Raw genomic sequence first — 16,382 nt, 5'->3', positions numbered from 1 at the left:
GGTGATGGCGGCGGGCACCCACCCACCGTACCGACGGCGCGATCGAGCACACTCGGGCCATGGAGATCTGGCTCAACCCGGCCTGCTCGAAGTGCCGCGCGGCGGCGTCGCTGCTCGACGAGGCCGGCGCCGAGTACACCGTGCGCCGCTACCTCGACGACCCGCCGACGGCCGACGAACTGCGCGGGGTCATTGCCCGTCTCGGCCTCGAGCCGTGGGACATCACCCGCACCGGTGAGCCGGTGGCGGCGGAGCTCGGTCTGCGCGACTGGCCGCGTGCCGCCGCCGCGCGCGACCGCTGGATCGCCGCGCTGGCCGAGCACCCGACGCTCATCCAGCGTCCGATCATCACGGCCGACGACGGCACGACCGTGGTCGGGCGCACCGACGATGCCGTGCGGTCGGTCCTGTGAGCGACGCTTGCGGAGCGAGCGGTCGGGGTGAGGATCGATGAACGGCGAACAGCGAACGTTCGTGCCGGCCGAGGACCCGGCGCGGCGGCGGCAGGTCACCCGGGCCACCGTGCGGGTGCTGCTCGTCGACCCCGACGAGCGCGTGTTCCTCTTCCAGGACAGCGACCCCGGTACCGGCGGACGCTGGTGGATCCTGCCGGGCGGCGGCATCGACGACGGCGAGTCCGAGCTCGACGCGGTCGTGCGCGAGATCGCGGAGGAGACCGGGTTCACCATCGCGCGCGCCGACGTCCTCGGCCCGATCGCGCGCCGCCACGTGCGGCACGGCTACAGCGACCAGATCGTCGAGCAGGACGACGCGTTCTACGCGATACGCGTGCCCGCGTTCGACATCGACACCGCCGGGCACACCGACGAGGAGCGGGTCACCTTGCAGCAGCACCGCTGGTGGACCCGGGCCGAGATCGCCGCTTCCGAGGAGGAGATCTGGCCGGCCCTGCTGGTAGGAATCTGGGCGCTCGTCGACGAGCCCGCGACGTGGCCGGTAGCCCTGCCGACCGTCGAGGAGTCGAGCGTTCCGAGCTGAGCCTCAGCCGAGGTCGAGACCCGGGTAGAGCGGGTTGGCGGCGAGCATCTCGTCGGCCGCCGAGTGGGTCTTGCCGGCCACGCCGTCGGCGATCGTGTACTTCGCCTTGGAGGAACCGCCCGAGGCGGCCGCGGTCGGCGAGGTGGCGGTGAGCACGTCGACGATGAGCTCGGCGACGCGGTCGAACTCCTCGGCCCCGAAGCCGCGCGAGGTGAGCGCCGGGGTGCCGATGCGCACGCCCGAGGTGTACCAGGCACCGTTCGGGTCGCGGGGGATCGCGTTGCGGTTGGTGACGATGCCCGAGTCGAGCAGCGCCGACTCGGCCTGGCGTCCGGTGAGCCCGAACGACGTGACGTCGAGCAGCACGAGGTGGTTCTCGGTGCCGCCGGTGACGAGCCGGACGCCGCGCTTGGTCAGGCCCTCGGCGAGCGTCACCGCGTTGTCGGCGACGTTGCGCGCGTAGGTCTGGAACGACGGTTGCCGGGCCTCGGCCAGCGCCACCGCCTTGGCCGCCATGACGTGCCCCAGCGGGCCGCCGAGCACCATCGGGCAGCCGCGGTCGACCGAGTCGGCGTACTCGGGCTGGCACAGCACCATGCCGCCGCGCGGGCCGCGCAGCGACTTGTGCGTGGTGGTGGTGACGACGTGCGCGTGCGGCACCGGGTCGAAGTCGCCGGTGAAGACCTTGCCCGCGACGAGCCCGGCGAAGTGCGCCATGTCGACCATCAGCGTGGCCCCGACCTCGTCGGCGATCTCGCGCATGGTCGCGAAGTTGACCTTGCGCGGGTAGGCCGAGTAGCCGGCGATGAGCACCAACGGCTTGAACTCGCGAGCGATCGCCCGGACCTCGCTGTAGTCGAGCAGGCCGGTCTCCGGGTCCGTCCCGTACGACGACTGGTGGAACATCTTGCCGCTGATGTTCGGCCGGAAGCCGTGGGTCAGGTGGCCGCCGGCGTCGAGCGACATGCCCAGCGCGCGCTGGTCGCCCAGGGCCCGGCGCAGCTCCTGCCAGTCGGCTTCGGAGAGGTCGTTGACGTGCTTCGCACCGTGCGCGGCCAGGGCCGGCGACTCGATGCGGTTGGCCAGGATCGCCCAGAAGGCGACGAGGTTCGCGTCGATGCCCGAGTGTGGCTGCACGTAGGCGTGCGGCGCGCCGAACAACGCCGTCGCGTGATCGGCCGCCGCCTTCTCGACGGTGTCGATGTTCTGGCACGCGGCGTAGAAGCGGTGCCCGATCGTCCCCTCGGCGTACTTGTCCGACAGCCACGTGCCCATTGTCAGCAGCGTGGCCGGGGAGGCGTAGTTCTCGCTGGCGATCAGCTTGAGCGAGGCCCGCTGGTCGGCGAGCTCGCTGCGGATCGCGCCGGCCACCGTGGGCTCGACGGCCTCGATGATCTGCAGGGCGTTCTGGTACGCGGCGGACGCGGTGGTCGCGTCGAACGGCTGGGACATGGTTGCGCCTCCTGGCTGGACGATTTCAGGACGGGCACCCAGGCGCGCGGCGGTGGTTCCGAGCCGCTTCCCGGTGGTGGACCCACCTTATGCAAGCGCCAGTCACGGCTCGCGGTCAGGATAGCCGGTTCACGGCTCCCGTGGCCCGGTGAGCGCGCCGATCCACAAACGGCCGAGCCAGCCGGCCAACTGCGCGTCGGTCCAGCCGCGCCCGTTGACCGGACACGGTAGGGGAGCTGACGTCGCAGTTCCGGGACGGGGACGCGACGGCCGTCCCGATGCAGGCGCTGGTGGCGAGCGGTCGGGTGTGAACTGCGCCCGCGGGCTCGGCGGAAACTACTAGGGCGTCCTACTATCGAGTGCATGGGTGCCTCTGAGACGACGTTCGACCAGTACATGCTCAGCGAGGAGCAGCAGCTCCTGCGCAAGGCGGTCCGCCAGCTCGCCGACGACAAGATCGCGCCGCGCGCAGCCGAGGTCGACGAGACCGCCGAGTTCCCGCACGACGTGCTCGACGCGCTCGTGCGGGCCGGCTTCCAGGCCGTGCACATCGACGAGCAGTACGGCGGCATGGGCGCCGACGACATCTCGGCCTGCATCGTCATCGAGGAGGTTGCCCGCGCCTGCGCGTCGTCCTCGCTGATCCCGGCGGTCAACAAGCTCGGCTCGCAGCCGATCATCCTGTCCGGCTCGGAGGAGCTGAAGCAGCAGGTGCTCCCGAGCATCGCGTCGGGCGAGGCGATGATCAGCTATGCGCTGTCCGAGCGCGAGGCGGGCTCGGACGCCGCGTCGATGCGCACCAAGGCCGTCCGCGACGGTGACACCTGGGTGCTGAACGGCACCAAGTGCTGGATCACCAACGCCGGCGTCTCGTCCTGGTACACGGTCATGGCCGTCACCGATCCGGAGAAGGGCGCCAACGGCATCTCGGCCTTCGTCGTGCACAAGGACGACCCGGGCTTCTCGGTCGGCGCCAAGGAGCGCAAGCTCGGCATCAAGGGCAGCCCGACCTGCGAGATCTACTTCGAGAACTGCACCATCCCGGCCGACCGGATCATCGGCGAGCCCGGCACCGGCTTCAAGACCGCGCTGCGCACCCTCGACCACACGCGCCTGGCCATCGGCGCGCAGGCGCTCGGCATCGCGCAGGGTGCGCTCGATGCCTCCGTCGCCTACATCAAGGAGCGCAAGCAGTTCGGCCGGCGCATCAGCGACTTCCAGGGCATCCAGTTCATGGTCGCCGACATGGCGATGCGCATCGAGGCCGCGCGTCACCTCGTCTACGCCGCTGCCGGTCGCGCCCAGCGCCACGAGCCGAACCTGACGTTCACGTCGTCCGCCGCGAAGGTCTTCGCCTCCGACACCGCGATGTCGGTGACCACCGATGCCGTGCAGCTCTTCGGCGGCGCCGGCTACACCCGCGACTTCCCGGTCGAGCGGATGATGCGCGACGCGAAGATCACCCAGATCTACGAGGGCACGAACCAGATCAACCGCATGGTGATGGCCCGCAACCTGCTCAAGTAGCGGGGCTCACCGGCAGGCCCTCTCGATCAACCGCGGCGGATCGCCCACGTTGATCAACTCGCCCGCACCAGGTCTGTGGGCCTGCTCCGAGCGAGATGATCAAGGGCGCGCGGCGGGCGGACATGACCGCCGGCGTCCCTACTCGTCGATCGCGTAGTCGGCTGTGCCCTCCCGGGCTTCGTCGCAAACTGGACGAAAGATCACGTAGGGTCTCGGGTCATGGACGCCGCCCCCGACACGATCTCCTTCACCAGCGGCGTCTACTGGCGCCGGAGTCCGATCAACGGCCGCAAGACGGTGCCGGTGGTCCTGCAACTCGTCGACGGCCGGCTGCGGATGTGGACCGCCACGGAGATGGTGTTCGACGTGCCGACCGGCGAGGTGTCGGCGAAGTTCAGCAAGCTGTCGACGATGTTCCTGACGGTGTCGGGTCGCAAGTTCTCGATCGTCGGCATCGGGGCGTCGCTCTCGCCGAAGTTCAGCGACCGCCAGCTCGCCGCCCTCGAGGCCGCCCGGGCCGACGCCCAGCGCCGGGTGCAGTCGCCCGGCCCGGCCGCCGCTGCAGGCGGCGTGTCCTCCGTCGTCGGCGGGGTCGCGGGCGGCGCCACCGCCCTGGCCGGTCTCGGCCTGGCCGTCGCCGACCTCGCCACGATGCGGCGGTCGATCCGCCCGTGGCGCGAGATCTTCGGTCACATGCAGGTCGCTGCCGACGGCTGAGCCCGGGCCTCAGATCCGGGCGGTCGCCCGCTCCTGCTGCATCCGCCGCTCGATCAGCTCGTCGTCGGAGGCGTTGCGCACGATCACCACCGAGCCACCGACGGCGAGCGGGGCGAGGACGGCGTCGATCCAGTCGGCGCTCGAGGACCAGTCGCGGGTCGTGAGCAGTCGCCCGCCCGCCGTGAGCCCGAACTCGGCCGCCCGCGCGAGGGCGACCGCGTCGACCTCGGCGCGGGAACGGGCCGCCACCCCCGCGTCGGCGCCGGTGCCGCGGAGCTGAACCCCGGCCCACTTGTCGGCCTGGGGCCGGACGGCCGCCACGTAGTCCTGCGCGTCGCCCGGGGGGGCGCCCCGGAAGCCGACCGCGGCCGAGTCGGGCGCGATCACGAAGACGTCGGGGATCGAGGCGGTGCCGTCCAGGGTCGCCGGGGCCACGAACGCGACGTCCGCATCGCCCTCGCTCACCACATGCAACCCGGCGGTGAGGCAGCCGAGGATCGCCGGCACCGAGATCCAGTGCGCGGGCAGTGCGACCAGCGCCGTATCGCCGACGCCGAGCCCGAGCTCGTCGCCGAGCAGGTGATGGGTCTTCGCCACCCAGTTCGCGAGCGACTTGGCCGAGAGCTCCGACCGCTCACCGCTCGCCTCGTCGTAATAGGTGACGAACGGCAACGATGCGCCGGCGGCGAGGAGCTCCGCGAAACGCTGTTCCGGGGTCACCGCGGTGCGGACGGCATCAGTAGATGCACTTGGAGTCGATCGCGTCCGGGGCCGAGCTCGACGCCGAGCCCGACGCCGGGGCGCTGGTCGACGGTTTGGCGCTGGTCGACGGCTTCGCCGCGGTCGACGATGACGACGACGCGGACGGCGGGTTGATCACGCTGTCAATGAACCGCCGCACCTGGGCCGGATTGACGGCCAGGATGCTGAGCCCGCCGGGCGACGTGGCGTTCGTCGTCGGGATCGTCCGGCCGGAGATGTTGTTCGCGCTGAGGTTCTCCATCTGGTGCGCGAGGTCGATCAGGTTCAGACCCGGATCCAGGTAGATGTTGCGCTTGACGGCGTCGCCGAGCGCCTTGAGCTTGAACAGGATGCCCACGGAGGCCACCTGGCGGAACGCGGCGGTGAGGAAGTACTGCTGGCGGCGCACGCGGTCGAGGTCCTCGCGATCGCCCGGGAAGTTGTGCCGCTGGCGCACGAACTCCAGCGCCTGCACGCCCTGGATCACGTGGCGACCCTTGGTCATCTTGAAGCCCGAGCCGCCGCCGACGCCGGTCTGCTGGTTGTGCGCGTAGGTGTCGTCGACATCGGCGCACAGAGTGATCGGGACGCCGCCGATCGCATTGCTGATCTCGTAGAACCCGAGCAGGCTCACCTGGATGTAGTGATCGATGGTCAGCCCGGTCAGGTTGCTGATCGTCTGGATCAACAGGTTGGCGCCGGCCGAGCGGCGCTGGTCGATCGTGGCGCCGTCCTTCGGCTGCCCGTAGCCGAAGACGTAGGCCGCGTTGAGCTTGTTCTTGCCGAAGCCGGGGATGTCGACGTACGAGTCGCGCGGCAGCGAGATGAGCGTGGCCTTGCTGCCGTTCGCCGGGATGTGCACGATCATCATCGTGTCGGTGGCCTTGCTGCCCGTCTCGTTGCCGACCCGCAGGGCGGAGCGCTCGGCCGGCGTCATGTTGGTGCGGTCGTCGTTGCCGACGAGCAGGATGTTCTGGTCCTGGGTGTTGTAGTGCTGCGGCGCCGAGGTGGGCTTCGAGCCGACCGACACCTGCAGGCGCGTGACACCGCTGTCGATGTTGCGGAAGGTCGACCAGGTATAGCCGGCGAGGACGAGCAGCCCGGCGGACAGCGCCGCGCCGACGACCCGGCCGATCGGGCGGGCCACGTTGCCCCGCGAGCGGGCCCGGCCCTGGGCCCGGCGACGGCCGCGCGGATCCAGGTGGGGAGGCAGGGAGTCGGACACCCCATCGAGAGTACAAGTACGGGCTCTGTTAACCGACTGATCGGGCGTCCGACGGGAGCGGTGAGTCGATCAGTCCAGCCGGGTAGCGCCGGTCGTTCAGTCGATGCAGCCTAGGCCGCCGGCGGGTTTCGGCGGCGTCGAACCGGGGACGGCGGGGCGGCTCGTGACCGGCGTCGCGACGCCCGTCACCATGACGCTGTTGGTGCCGATCACGAGGGTCACGCGGGACACGCTGGGCGTTTCGACGGCTTTCGCCCGGGGGACGGCGGCCAGCACCGCCTTGGCCGCGGCCTCCTTGCCGCTCGGGTACTCCACGGTCGTGGCCGCGGTGGTGGCCGTCGAGTCGATCGTGTTGATCCGGAAACCCAGGCGCTTCAGCGCGTCGGCGTTGCGGCTGCCGACCTTGGCGGTGCCGTTGCCGTTGAGCACGTCGACGGTCACGGTCGACGGGGCCGCTGCCTTCGCCTGCTTCAGGGCGGAGTCCGACTTGCCGGACAGGTGGCTGACGAACGCCGGGACGGCCGCGGTGTCGACCTCGACGATCGAGGTCTCGACACCGTCGGGGTAGATGAGCTTCGGGCCGTTGTTGGGGATCGTCGCGAAATCGATCTTGCCGCTCGTCAGCGACTGCAACTGCTGGGCGAGGGACAGCAGGTCGAGGTCGGGGTCGGTGAGCAACGACTGGCCGACGGCCCGGAGCAGGTCGCGCATCTTGAACGGGTTGAGCAGCGTGCCGGCCGAGGTGACCTTCGAGAACGCCGCCTTGAGGAAGTACTGCTGCCGTTTGATGCGGTCGAGGTCGCCCTGCGGCAAGCCGTGCCGCTGGCGAACGAACGCCAGGGCCTGCGCGCCCTTGATGACCGACACCCCCTTGGGCAGGTTGATGCCCGAGTACCCGTGGCCGTAGGCGTCGGCATCGGTCGTCGCGTTCTGCGCCGCCTTGAGGCACACGGTCACCCCGCCGATCGCCTCGCTGATGCGGTAGAAGCCGAGCAGGTTGACCTGCATGTAGTGGTCGATGTGCAGACCCGTCAGCGCGTGGATCGTGCGGATCGTCTCGATGATGCCGGCGCTCTCGGCTTCCTTCTCGTTCTTGTGGGCGTCGCGGGCGGTGTTGTACGCGCTCGGATAGGCCGCGTTGATCTTGCCCTTGCCGTAGCCGGGGATCGTCACCCACGAGTCGCGCGGGAAGGACACGAGGGTCGGCCGGGAACCATCGGCCGGCACGTGCATGACCATCATCGTGTCGGCGTTGACGGTCGTGGTGTCGTGGCCGGTGTGCAGCGCGTTCAACTCGGCCCGGGTCGCGCCCGCCCGGGTGTCGTTGCCGATCAGCAGGATGTTGGTGGCGCTGCCGTCGGGATCGGTCTCGCCGCTGACGAGCGCGGGCACCTTGTCGCCGTGGGGGACGCTCGCGGTGAAGTTCTTGAACGTCACCCACGCGAGGCCACTGGCCACGATGATCAGCAACGACAGCGACGCGGCGAAGGCCCGCGCCCCCACCCGCACGCCGTGGGGGAGGCCGGCGGGCAGCGCGGTCGCAGGTCGGTAACCACCCGGATCGACTGACATCGAGACGAGGCTAACCGGCGGGTCCGACCGAACCGGTCAGGCGGGCGGTGGTTCGTCCGTGCGGTCCCGAACCGGTACGCACGGGACCCCGGGGCCGAATGGACGGATGAGATCAACTTCCCTACGCTCATGTGAAATTCCGGTTAACCACCGGGCAATTCAGGGATCGGATCACCCTCATGCTCGTTCGGCGCGCACTGCTGCCTGCCCTCATGACCGTCGCGACGGTCGTCACCGCTGTGGAAATCGCTTCGGTCCCGGCCGGGGCGGCCATCACGACCTTCACCGCGGTCTCGCCCACCGGGAGCGTCACCGTCTACGCCAAGGGCACCGGTCACGGCCGCGGCATGAGCCAGTACGGCGCGCGCGGCGCCGCCGGCCTGGGCCGCACCTACCGCCAGATCCTGTCCTTCTACTACCCCCACGCCACCCTGACGACGCTCCGGCCGAGCTGGATCCGGGTCAAGATCTCCGGGCACGGCACGGCGCCCGAGGTCGCGGCCGAGGGGCGTCTCACGGTCTCGGGCGTCAAGGGCTACCTGCCTACGACGGGGGTGCGGCGCTACCGGCTCGTCGCCGACGCCGCCACGGGCCTGACGCTGCAGCAGTTGCGCTCGACCGCCGGCGCGACCTGGCGCGACTACCGGCCCGGGCTGCGCGACGGCGCGTGGTTCTACCGGGGCGCCCACTACGTGACGCGTCTCTACTCGCCCACCGGCGCGAGCAACTACTACTACGGCACCCTGCGGGCCTATCGGGTGAACCCGACCGGGGCCGGCGGCGGGGTCCGCATCGTCAACACCCTCACGCTCGACGCCTACACCGCCGGTGTCGCCGCCCGCGAGATGCCCGCGGCGTGGGCCCACGCCGCGACCCAGGCGCAGGCCGTCGCCGCCCGCACCTACGGGCGGTACGCGATCGTGCACCCGAGCACGGCACAGTGGGACATCTGCGACACCAATCACTGCCAGGTCTACAAGGGCCACCTCGTGCTCGACGCCCGGGGCGTGCTCATCGGCCGGGACAACCCGGACGCCGTGCGGGGCGACTGGAACCAGGTCCTCTACTTCCAGGGCCTGCCGATCTTCGCCCAGTTCGACGGCTCGAACGGCGGCTGGATCGTCGACGGCAACAAGCCCTACCTGTCGGCGCACGCGGACCCGTACGACACGTCGCGCTCCGCGCGCAACCCCTGGACGCTCTACACGATGAAGCCGGCGACGCCGTCGGTCGCGCGCTACTTCGGTCTGGCCGAGCTGACCGGCATCGCCATCACCCAGCGCGACGGTCACGGCACATGGGGCGGCCGGGTGTTGACGGCGCAGGTCCGTGGCGTGACCGCAGCCGGCCAGACCGTGGTCGTGTCGACGACGGGGGCCGGGCTCAGCGCGGCGTTCGGCATGCACACGAGCTGGCTGCAGGTCGTCGCGTAGCGATCTTCACCGGGTTGCGGGGCTGGCCGGGCGACCGGACGGCCCCGTAAGCTGATCCGCGCGGGAGTCTTCGGCGGGGCTGATCTCGAAAGTTCGTCTCATGCTCCGATCCACCACCCCCGCCTCGACCTCCCACCGACTGCGCCGCGTGGCCGTCGGCCTCTCCCTGGCCGCCACCGCGGCCGTCCCGGCATTCGTCGCCGCCCCGGCGCGGGCCGAGATCGTCACCCTGGCGCCCGCCGACGTCGCCGTGCGGGTGCAGAGCCGGGGCAACGGCCACGGCCACGGGATGAGCCAGTACGGCGCGCGCGGCGCCGCCCTCGCCGGGCGCACCTACCGTCAGATCGTCGCCTTCTACTACCCGGGCACGCGTCTGGCGACCGTCGCCGATCGAGTCCTGCGGGTGAAGTTGAGCGGGTTCGGCCCGACGACGACGGTGTCGGCGGACCCGTACCTCGTCGTCACCGGCGTCCGCGGATTGCTGCCCTACCGCGGGCTGCGGCTGTACCGCCTCGTGGCGGCCGGTGCCGTCGGGCTCACCCTTCAGCGGCTCGCCGCGGGGCCGGGCTCGACGTGGACGACGGTGCGCACCCACCTGGCCGACGGCGCCGAGTTCCACCGTGCCGACGGGTTCCCGACCCGGTTGTGCGCGCCCGACGGCTCGAGCACCCTCTACTACGGGACGCTGCGGGCCGTCCGGCGCTCCGGCGGCGGGGTGTTCACGGTCAACCGCGTCGGCCTCGACCGCTACACCGCCGGCGTGGTGCCGCGGGAGATGCCGGCGGCCTGGTCCGCCCAGGCCGTCTACGCCCAGGCCGTCGCCGCCCGCACCTACGCGCTGTACGAGATGCTGCACTCGGGCCGGGCCGCCTACGACATCTGCGCCACGTCCATGTGCCAGGTCTACGGCGGGCACGCGCACTACGACCGCACCCACCGGCTGGCGTGGACCGACTTCCCCGAGGCGGCCCGGGCCACGGCCCACCAGGTGCTCACCTACCGCGGCGCCCCGATCCTGGCCCAGTTCAGCGCGTCGAACGGCGGCTGGACCGTCGCCGGCGGCCTGCGCTACCTGATGGCCCGGGTCGACCCGTACGACAACGCGGCGTCGGGTGATCCGTACCTGCTGCGGACGACGACGGTGTCCCGGGCCTCGATCGCCCGGTACTTCGGGCTGAAGACGCTGACCCGCATCGCCGTCGCGCATCGGGACGGGCATGGCGCCTGGGGCGGGCACGTCGTCGTCGACGCGTCTAGGCGCGCCGGGTACGTCGTCGGCCGCGACGCCGCCGGCGTCACCCGGGTCGTGCCGGTATCGGTGAGCCGCTTCGAGGACGTCTTCGGTCTCGGCACGACCTGGTTCACCGTCTCGCGGGGTTGACCGGCGGGTGTCCGTCCCGTGTGAAAGGCTCTCGGGCGAGTCGAAGGGGGCGATGGTGACAGGCACCGACGCGGTCATTCTGGTGGGCGGGCTGGGTACGCGGCTGCGGCCGCTGACCCTCTCGGCCCCCAAGCCGATGCTGCCCACCGCCGGCGTGCCGTTCCTGACCCACGTCATCAGCCGGCTGCGCGCGGCCGGCATCACGCACATCGTGCTGGGCACCTCGTTCCAGGCCGAGGTCTTCGAGGAGCACTTCGGTGACGGTTCGGAGCTCGGTGTCGAGCTCGAGTACGTCGTCGAGACCGAGCCGCTGGGCACCGGCGGGGGCATCCGCAACGTCGCCGACGCGTTGCGGGGCGACACCGTGCTGGTGTTCAACGGTGACAACCTGGTCGGGGTCGACCTCGTCGAGCTCGTCGCCGAGCACAAGCGGCGCAACGCCGACGTGACTCTGTGCCTGACGCGGGTCGACGATCCGCGGGCGTTCGGCTGCGTCCCGACCGACGACGAGGGGCGCGTGACCGCCTTCCTCGAGAAGGACCCCAACCCGGTCACCGACCAGATCAACGCCGGGCTCTACGTCTTCCGCCGCGAGATCATCGACACCATCCCGACCGGACGCCCGGTGTCGGTCGAGCGCGAGACGTTCCCCGACGTCCTCGCCTCCGGCGCCTACGTCTACGGCCACGTGCGCGAGGGCTACTGGCGTGACTTCGGCACGCCGGCCGACTTCGTGGCGGGTTCGGCCGATCTGGTGCGCGGCATCGCGCCGTCGCCGGCCGTCGCCGCGCCGGGGGAGTCGCTCGTTCTGGACGGCGCGGAGGTCGACCCGTCGGCGAGGCTGTCGGGCGGCACCACCATCGGCCGCGGCGCGATCGTCGGGGCCGACGCCGTGGTCGACGGCTCGGTCGTCTTCGACGGCGCCCGGATCGCCGCGGGGGCGGTCGTGCGCCGCTCGATCGTCGGCGCCGGGGCCTCGATCGGTGAGGGCACCGTGGTCGAGGACTCCGTCATCGGCGACCGCGCCGATCTCGGCGCCCGCCTGGAGCTGCGGTCCGGCGCACGCGTCTGGCCCGACGTCACGCTCGCCGACGGCGCGATCCGGTTCTCGTCGGATCTGTGAGCGACGCGTGCGGAGCGAGCCGTGCGCCCAGCCGTCTCCCGGCCGAACCGAGCGGAGCAAGAGCAAGCGGATGAGTGCAGCGGGGCTCGAGCGCGTCTGGGACGCCGGACGCCCCGTCGACCTGCGCGCCACACTCGGCCCGTTGCGCCGCGGCACCGGCGATCCCGCCCACCGCCTCGACGCCGCCGGCCGCTTCTGGCGGGCCTGCCTGACGCCTGACGGCGCCGGCACACTGGCGCTCGGGGTGCGCGGCGGCAGCGTCGTCGAGGCGCACGCCTGGGGCCTGGGCGCGGCCTGGCTGCTGGACGGCCTGCCCGAACTGCTGGGCGAGGGCGACGACTGGTCCGGGCTCGACGTCTCGTCGGTGCCGGTGCTGCACCGGGTGCACCGCGCCGCCGGCGGTCTGCGGCTGGCCCGCACCCGCCTCGTCCTCGACGCGCTCGTGCCGGCCGTGCTGGAGCAGAAGGTCACCGGCAACGAGGCGCGACGGTCGTGGCGGCTCATGCTGCAGCGCTACGGGGAACCGGCCCCGGGCCCGGCCGAGGGCATGCGGGTGCCCCCGCCGCCCCGCGTCCTGCTCGACCTGCCGACCTGGGAGTGGCACCGCTTCGGTGTCGACGGCAAGCGGCAGCGTGCGATCCGCGCGGCCGCGGCGGTGGCGAACCGGCTCGAGGAGTGCGTCGCGATGACGCACGACGCCGCGATGGCCCGGCTGCAGGTGATCCCGGGCATCGGGCTGTGGACCGCCGCCGAGACGGTGCAACGCGCCCTCGGCCACCCCGACGCCGTCAGTGTCGGCGACTACCACCTGCCCAACATGGTGGTGCACCTGCTCACCGGACGCGCCCGCGGTACCGACGAGGAGATGCTCGACCTGCTCGCCCCGTGGGCCGGTCAGCGGCAGCGGGTCATGCGCCTGATCGAGCGCACCGGCATCGCCGCCCCGCGCTTCGGCCCCCGGTTCAACTACACCGACATCCGCGCCATCTGACTGAGGCTCTTGTCCGCTCGTGTGGCTGTGATGTCCGCGCAGATCACAGCCACACGGGCGGACAAGAGCGTTCTCCGGGCCTACGCGAGGACGGCGTCGGCCAGGGCCGGCCAGGCCTGCTTGGCCCAGTCGCCGAAGTCGCGGTCGGTGAGGGCGACGAGGCCGAGGCGGGCGACCGGGTCGATCCAGATCAGCGTGCCGCTCTGCCCGAAGTGGCCGTAGGTCTCGGGCGAGTTCGTGCTGCCGGTCCAGTGCGGCGACTTCGTGCCGCGGACCTCGAAGCCAAGCCCCCAGTCGTTCGGGTCCCGGCCGCCGAAGCCGGGCAGCACGCCGCGCAGGCCCGGGAACTGGACGGTGCGCAGGTCGGCCAGCGTCGGCGCGCTCAGCAGCCCGGTCGACGACAGCAGCTCCTGCGCGACGCGGGCGAGGTCGGTGACGGTCGAGACGCCGTCGCGCGCGGGCGAGCCCGGCAGCGACGTGCCGTCCAGCGAGAGCGGGTCGAGCACGGCCTCGCGCAGGTAGTCGGCGAACGGCATGCCGGCCGCCTGCTCGACGAGCCATGCCGCCCGCTCGATGCCGGCGTTGGAGTAGACGCGGCGCACGGCCGGCGGGAACGAGCGCATCGGCTTCTCCGGCGCCATCCCCGATGCGTGCGCGAGCAGGTGCCGCAACGTCGCGCCGGGCAGCAGCTCCTCGTCGGCCGGGTCGTCGAGCGAGACCGCCTCCTCCTCGACCGCCACGAGGACGGCGAGCGCGGCCAGCGGCTTGGTCACCGAGGCGAGCGGGAACGCATGATCGAGGGGGCCGTGGGTGGCGACGATGCCCGCCGGGCCGACGATCGCGGCCGCGGCGGTGTCGACCGGCCAGTCGGCGACGGCGTCGAGCGGTTCAGCCATGACCGAGGCGGTCCCGCGCCGCCGCGACGAGCCGGGGCAGCTCCGGCGACGAACCGGGCGGCAGCTCGTCCCACCAGAACCAGCGGAGATCCAGCGACTCCTCGCTGCGCACCGGCTCGGCGCCGGACGGGGCGATGGCGAGGAACCGGACGTCGAAGTGCCGGGTCGGGACGCCGAGCGAGCAGGTGATCGGGTGGATGTCGAGGCCGAGCGGCACGGGATCGAAGGACAGCGCGCCGATGCCGCTCTCCTCGCGGGCCTCGCGGGCGGCGGCGTCGAGGACGCTGTGGTCACCCGGCTCGCAGTGGCCGCCGACCTGCACCCACATGCCGGCGCGCGGGTGCAGGGTGAGCAGCACCGCCTCGCGCGAGGGGTCGACGACCAGCGCGCTCGCGGTCAGGTGGCCCGGCGTGCACGAGCGCCACATGGCGTCGGGACGCGCGGCGAGGAAGCCGAGGAAGCCCTGGCGCACCGCGGCGTCCTGGGTGTCGTCCGGGGCCATCGCGGTGATGACGGCGGTGGCGTCGAGGTGCAGGCCGGGCGCCGCGCCGCCGGCCCAGCCGACGTCCTCGCGACCGGTCGCGATCGCCTCGGCCGTGCCGAGCCGGAACAGGTCGTCGTCGGCGCCGCGGATGAGCTGGCGGCTGCCGTGCCCGTCGTCGGGCAGCTTCCCGTCGGGAGCGAGGCCTCGCACGACGGCGACCGGGATGCCGGCGAGCTTGCCCTTCACCAGGTCGCCCGCCGCCGCGATCTCGTCGGCGATCGCGACCCGGGTCACGCCCAGCAGGTTGCCGTAGACGTCGGCCCGCCCGCGCGGGTCGGTGACCGCGGTAAGCCCGGCCACGCCGATCGCGGCGTCGGTCAGGCCCTCGCGCCACGGCCGGCCCATGGTGTCGGTGATGACCACGCCGACCTCGACGCCGAACTGCTCGCGCAGGCCGTCGCGGATCAGCTGGGCCGAGGAGTCGGGGTCGATCGGCAGCAGCGCGAGCTCGGACCGCGCGACGTTCGAGGCGTCGACCCCGGCCGCGGCCATCACCAGCCCGTGCCGGGTCTGCACGATGCGCAGCGGGCCGCGCCGGGCGACGACGCGCACCGTCTCGGCGTCGATCGCGGCCTGGCGGGCGGCCTCGCGCGCGTCCGGGTCGTCGGTGTCGAGGACGACGAGGCGGCCCTCGACCTTCGACACGATCTTGGACGTCACCACGAGGACGTCGCCGTCCTGCAACTCGGCGTGCGCGCCGATCACCGCGGCGAGGTCGTCGCCCGGGCGCAGCTCGCCGATGCCGAGGACGGGCAGGATCTCCAGCCGCGGGACCGCGTGGTCGCCGTCGATCGTCATAGGTGGGCCAGCTCCAGCGCGGCCTTCACCATCGCGGCCGTCGCGTCGTCGTCGGTCATCATCAGCGGCACGGCGCGCACCTCGACGCCGGGCACCGACGCGGCGTCGGTGTCGTGCACCAGCCAACCGTCGAGCAGGCCGCCGTCGGCCCGCCCGCCGTAGTGCCGGCCCACGCCCTCGGCGCTCACCTCGACCCCGAGCACCGGCAGGCAGGCGTCGGCCATGCCCCGCACCGGGGCGCCGCCGACGATGGGGGAAACCCCGATCACCGGCGCCGGCCCCGCGGCCAGCGCCTCGCGGATGCCGGCCACGCCGAGGATCGTCCCGATCGACACGACCGGGTTGCTCGGCGCGACGAGCACGACATCGGCCGCGGTGATCGCCTCGACCACACCGGGCGCGGGCGTCGCGTCGTCGACGCCGACCTGGACGAACGCCTGGGCCGGCAGCGCCGCGCGGTGCCGCACCCACCATTCCTGGAAGTGGATCGCCCGGCGCTTCGCCGGGCCGGTACCGGGGTTGCCCTCGTCGTCCTCGTCGGGCAGGTCGACCACCACGTGCGTCTCGCAGCGCTCGTCGCTCATCGGCAGCAACCGGACGCCGGGCTGCCAGCGCCGGCACAGCGCGGCGGTGACGTCGCTGAGCGGGTAGCCGGCCTCGAGCATGCGGGTGCGGACGAGGTGGGTGGCGATGTCGAGGTCGCCCAGGCTGAACCAGGTGGGCTGCGCGCCGTAGACGGTCAGCTCCTCCTTGATCCGCCAGGTCTCGTCCTTGCGGCCCCACCCGCGCTCCGAGTCGTGGGCCCCGCCGAGGGTGTACATGACGCTGTCGAGATCGGGGCAGATGCGCAGCCCGTGCAGGGTGACGTCGTCGCCGGTGTTCACCACCGCGGTCACGTCGTCGTCGGGGCACGCGGCCCGGACTCCACGCAGGAAACGGGCGCCGCCGATGCCACCGGCCAGGACTGCAATCCGCACGCGTCG

General features: G+C 72.2%; 15 protein-coding genes and 1 riboswitch. Of the genes, 8 read left to right on the top strand and 7 right to left on the bottom strand.

All coding sequences use genetic code 11. The features are described 5' to 3' along the window. Positions 1-59 precede the first annotated feature (59 nt). Together VGN18_RS04660 and VGN18_RS04655 are read left to right on the top strand one after the other, a co-directional pair. Positions 60-413, top strand: a complete 354-nt coding sequence (locus VGN18_RS04660) for an arsenate reductase family protein (protein ID WP_327538479.1) — start codon at positions 60-62, stop codon at positions 411-413. A gap of 37 nt (positions 414-450) precedes the next feature. After that, on the top strand, positions 451-999 hold the full coding sequence (locus VGN18_RS04655; protein WP_327538478.1) for an NUDIX hydrolase: 549 nt from the start codon (positions 451-453) through the stop codon (positions 997-999). A gap of 3 nt (positions 1,000-1,002) precedes the next feature. Here VGN18_RS04655 and VGN18_RS04650 read toward each other — a convergent pair whose 3' ends face one another. Beyond that, complete coding sequence (locus VGN18_RS04650; protein ID WP_327538477.1) at positions 1,003-2,451, bottom strand: glycine hydroxymethyltransferase; 1,449 nt, start codon at positions 2,449-2,451, stop codon at positions 1,003-1,005. A gap of 29 nt (positions 2,452-2,480) precedes the next feature. Continuing rightward, a riboswitch (ZMP/ZTP riboswitch) is annotated at positions 2,481-2,567 on the bottom strand. Between the two features lie 247 nt (positions 2,568-2,814). Here VGN18_RS04650 and VGN18_RS04645 point away from each other — a divergent pair. Both VGN18_RS04645 and VGN18_RS04640 read left to right on the top strand, forming a co-directional pair. After that, positions 2,815-3,978 (top strand): acyl-CoA dehydrogenase, encoded by a 1,164-nt coding sequence (locus tag VGN18_RS04645; RefSeq protein WP_327538476.1) that lies wholly within the window; start codon positions 2,815-2,817, stop codon positions 3,976-3,978. Positions 3,979-4,197: 219 nt separating this feature from the next. After that, entirely contained in the window at positions 4,198-4,695 is a 498-nt protein-coding gene (locus tag VGN18_RS04640; protein ID WP_327538475.1) for a hypothetical protein, read from the top strand. Positions 4,696-4,704: 9 nt separating this feature from the next. Here VGN18_RS04640 and VGN18_RS04635 read toward each other — a convergent pair whose 3' ends face one another. The 3 genes from VGN18_RS04635 to VGN18_RS04625 all read right to left on the bottom strand — a co-directional run bounded on the left by VGN18_RS04635 (position 4,705) and on the right by VGN18_RS04625 (position 8,233). Continuing rightward, positions 4,705-5,415 (bottom strand): TIGR03089 family protein, encoded by a 711-nt coding sequence (locus VGN18_RS04635; RefSeq protein WP_327538474.1) that lies wholly within the window; start codon positions 5,413-5,415, stop codon positions 4,705-4,707. A 16-nt stretch (positions 5,416-5,431) separates the two neighbouring features. Further along, a complete protein-coding gene (locus VGN18_RS04630; RefSeq protein ID WP_327538473.1) occupies positions 5,432-6,661 on the bottom strand; it encodes an LCP family protein in 1,230 nt (409 codons plus the stop codon). 96 nt (positions 6,662-6,757) lie between these two features. Next, positions 6,758-8,233: an LCP family protein gene (locus tag VGN18_RS04625; protein WP_327538472.1), complete on the bottom strand. Its 1,476-nt coding sequence runs from the start codon at positions 8,231-8,233 to the stop codon at positions 6,758-6,760. Between the two features lie 179 nt (positions 8,234-8,412). Here VGN18_RS04625 and VGN18_RS04620 point away from each other — a divergent pair, with 179 nt between their 5' ends. The 4 genes from VGN18_RS04620 (at position 8,413) to VGN18_RS04605 (ending at position 13,161) form a co-directional block, all read left to right on the top strand. Next, positions 8,413-9,666: a SpoIID/LytB domain-containing protein gene (locus VGN18_RS04620; protein ID WP_327538471.1), complete on the top strand. Its 1,254-nt coding sequence runs from the start codon at positions 8,413-8,415 to the stop codon at positions 9,664-9,666. A gap of 100 nt (positions 9,667-9,766) precedes the next feature. Then, positions 9,767-11,047, top strand: coding sequence for a SpoIID/LytB domain-containing protein (locus VGN18_RS04615; protein ID WP_327538470.1), 1,281 nt, complete (start codon positions 9,767-9,769; stop codon positions 11,045-11,047). Between the two features lie 52 nt (positions 11,048-11,099). Then, positions 11,100-12,170, top strand: coding sequence for an NDP-sugar synthase (locus VGN18_RS04610; protein ID WP_327538469.1), 1,071 nt, complete (start codon positions 11,100-11,102; stop codon positions 12,168-12,170). Between the two features lie 70 nt (positions 12,171-12,240). After that, positions 12,241-13,161, top strand: coding sequence for a hypothetical protein (locus VGN18_RS04605; RefSeq protein WP_327538468.1), 921 nt, complete (start codon positions 12,241-12,243; stop codon positions 13,159-13,161). An 80-nt stretch (positions 13,162-13,241) separates the two neighbouring features. Here the strand turns inward: VGN18_RS04605 and VGN18_RS04600 are convergent, their stop codons facing one another. From VGN18_RS04600 to cofD, 3 genes are read right to left on the bottom strand one after another with little or no spacing between them, the layout of a single operon-like run. Further along, positions 13,242-14,057, bottom strand: coding sequence for a serine hydrolase domain-containing protein (locus VGN18_RS04600; protein ID WP_327538467.1), 816 nt, complete (start codon positions 14,055-14,057; stop codon positions 13,242-13,244). Beyond that, on the bottom strand, positions 14,050-15,399 hold the full coding sequence (locus VGN18_RS04595; protein ID WP_327538466.1) for a coenzyme F420-0:L-glutamate ligase: 1,350 nt from the start codon (positions 15,397-15,399) through the stop codon (positions 14,050-14,052). The genes VGN18_RS04600 and VGN18_RS04595 overlap by 8 nt, the downstream gene beginning before the upstream one ends. Continuing rightward, positions 15,396-16,376, bottom strand: coding sequence for a 2-phospho-L-lactate transferase (gene cofD, locus VGN18_RS04590; protein WP_327538465.1), 981 nt, complete (start codon positions 16,374-16,376; stop codon positions 15,396-15,398). The genes VGN18_RS04595 and cofD overlap by 4 nt, the downstream gene beginning before the upstream one ends. Between the last annotated feature and the right edge of the window lie 6 nt (positions 16,377-16,382).

Origin of the sequence: Jatrophihabitans sp. (assembly GCF_036000465.1) — a bacterium.
In the GTDB taxonomy this organism is placed as follows: Bacteria; Actinomycetota; Actinomycetes; order Mycobacteriales; family Jatrophihabitantaceae; genus Jatrophihabitans.
This window is presented reverse-complemented; position numbering and strand designations above follow the sequence as displayed.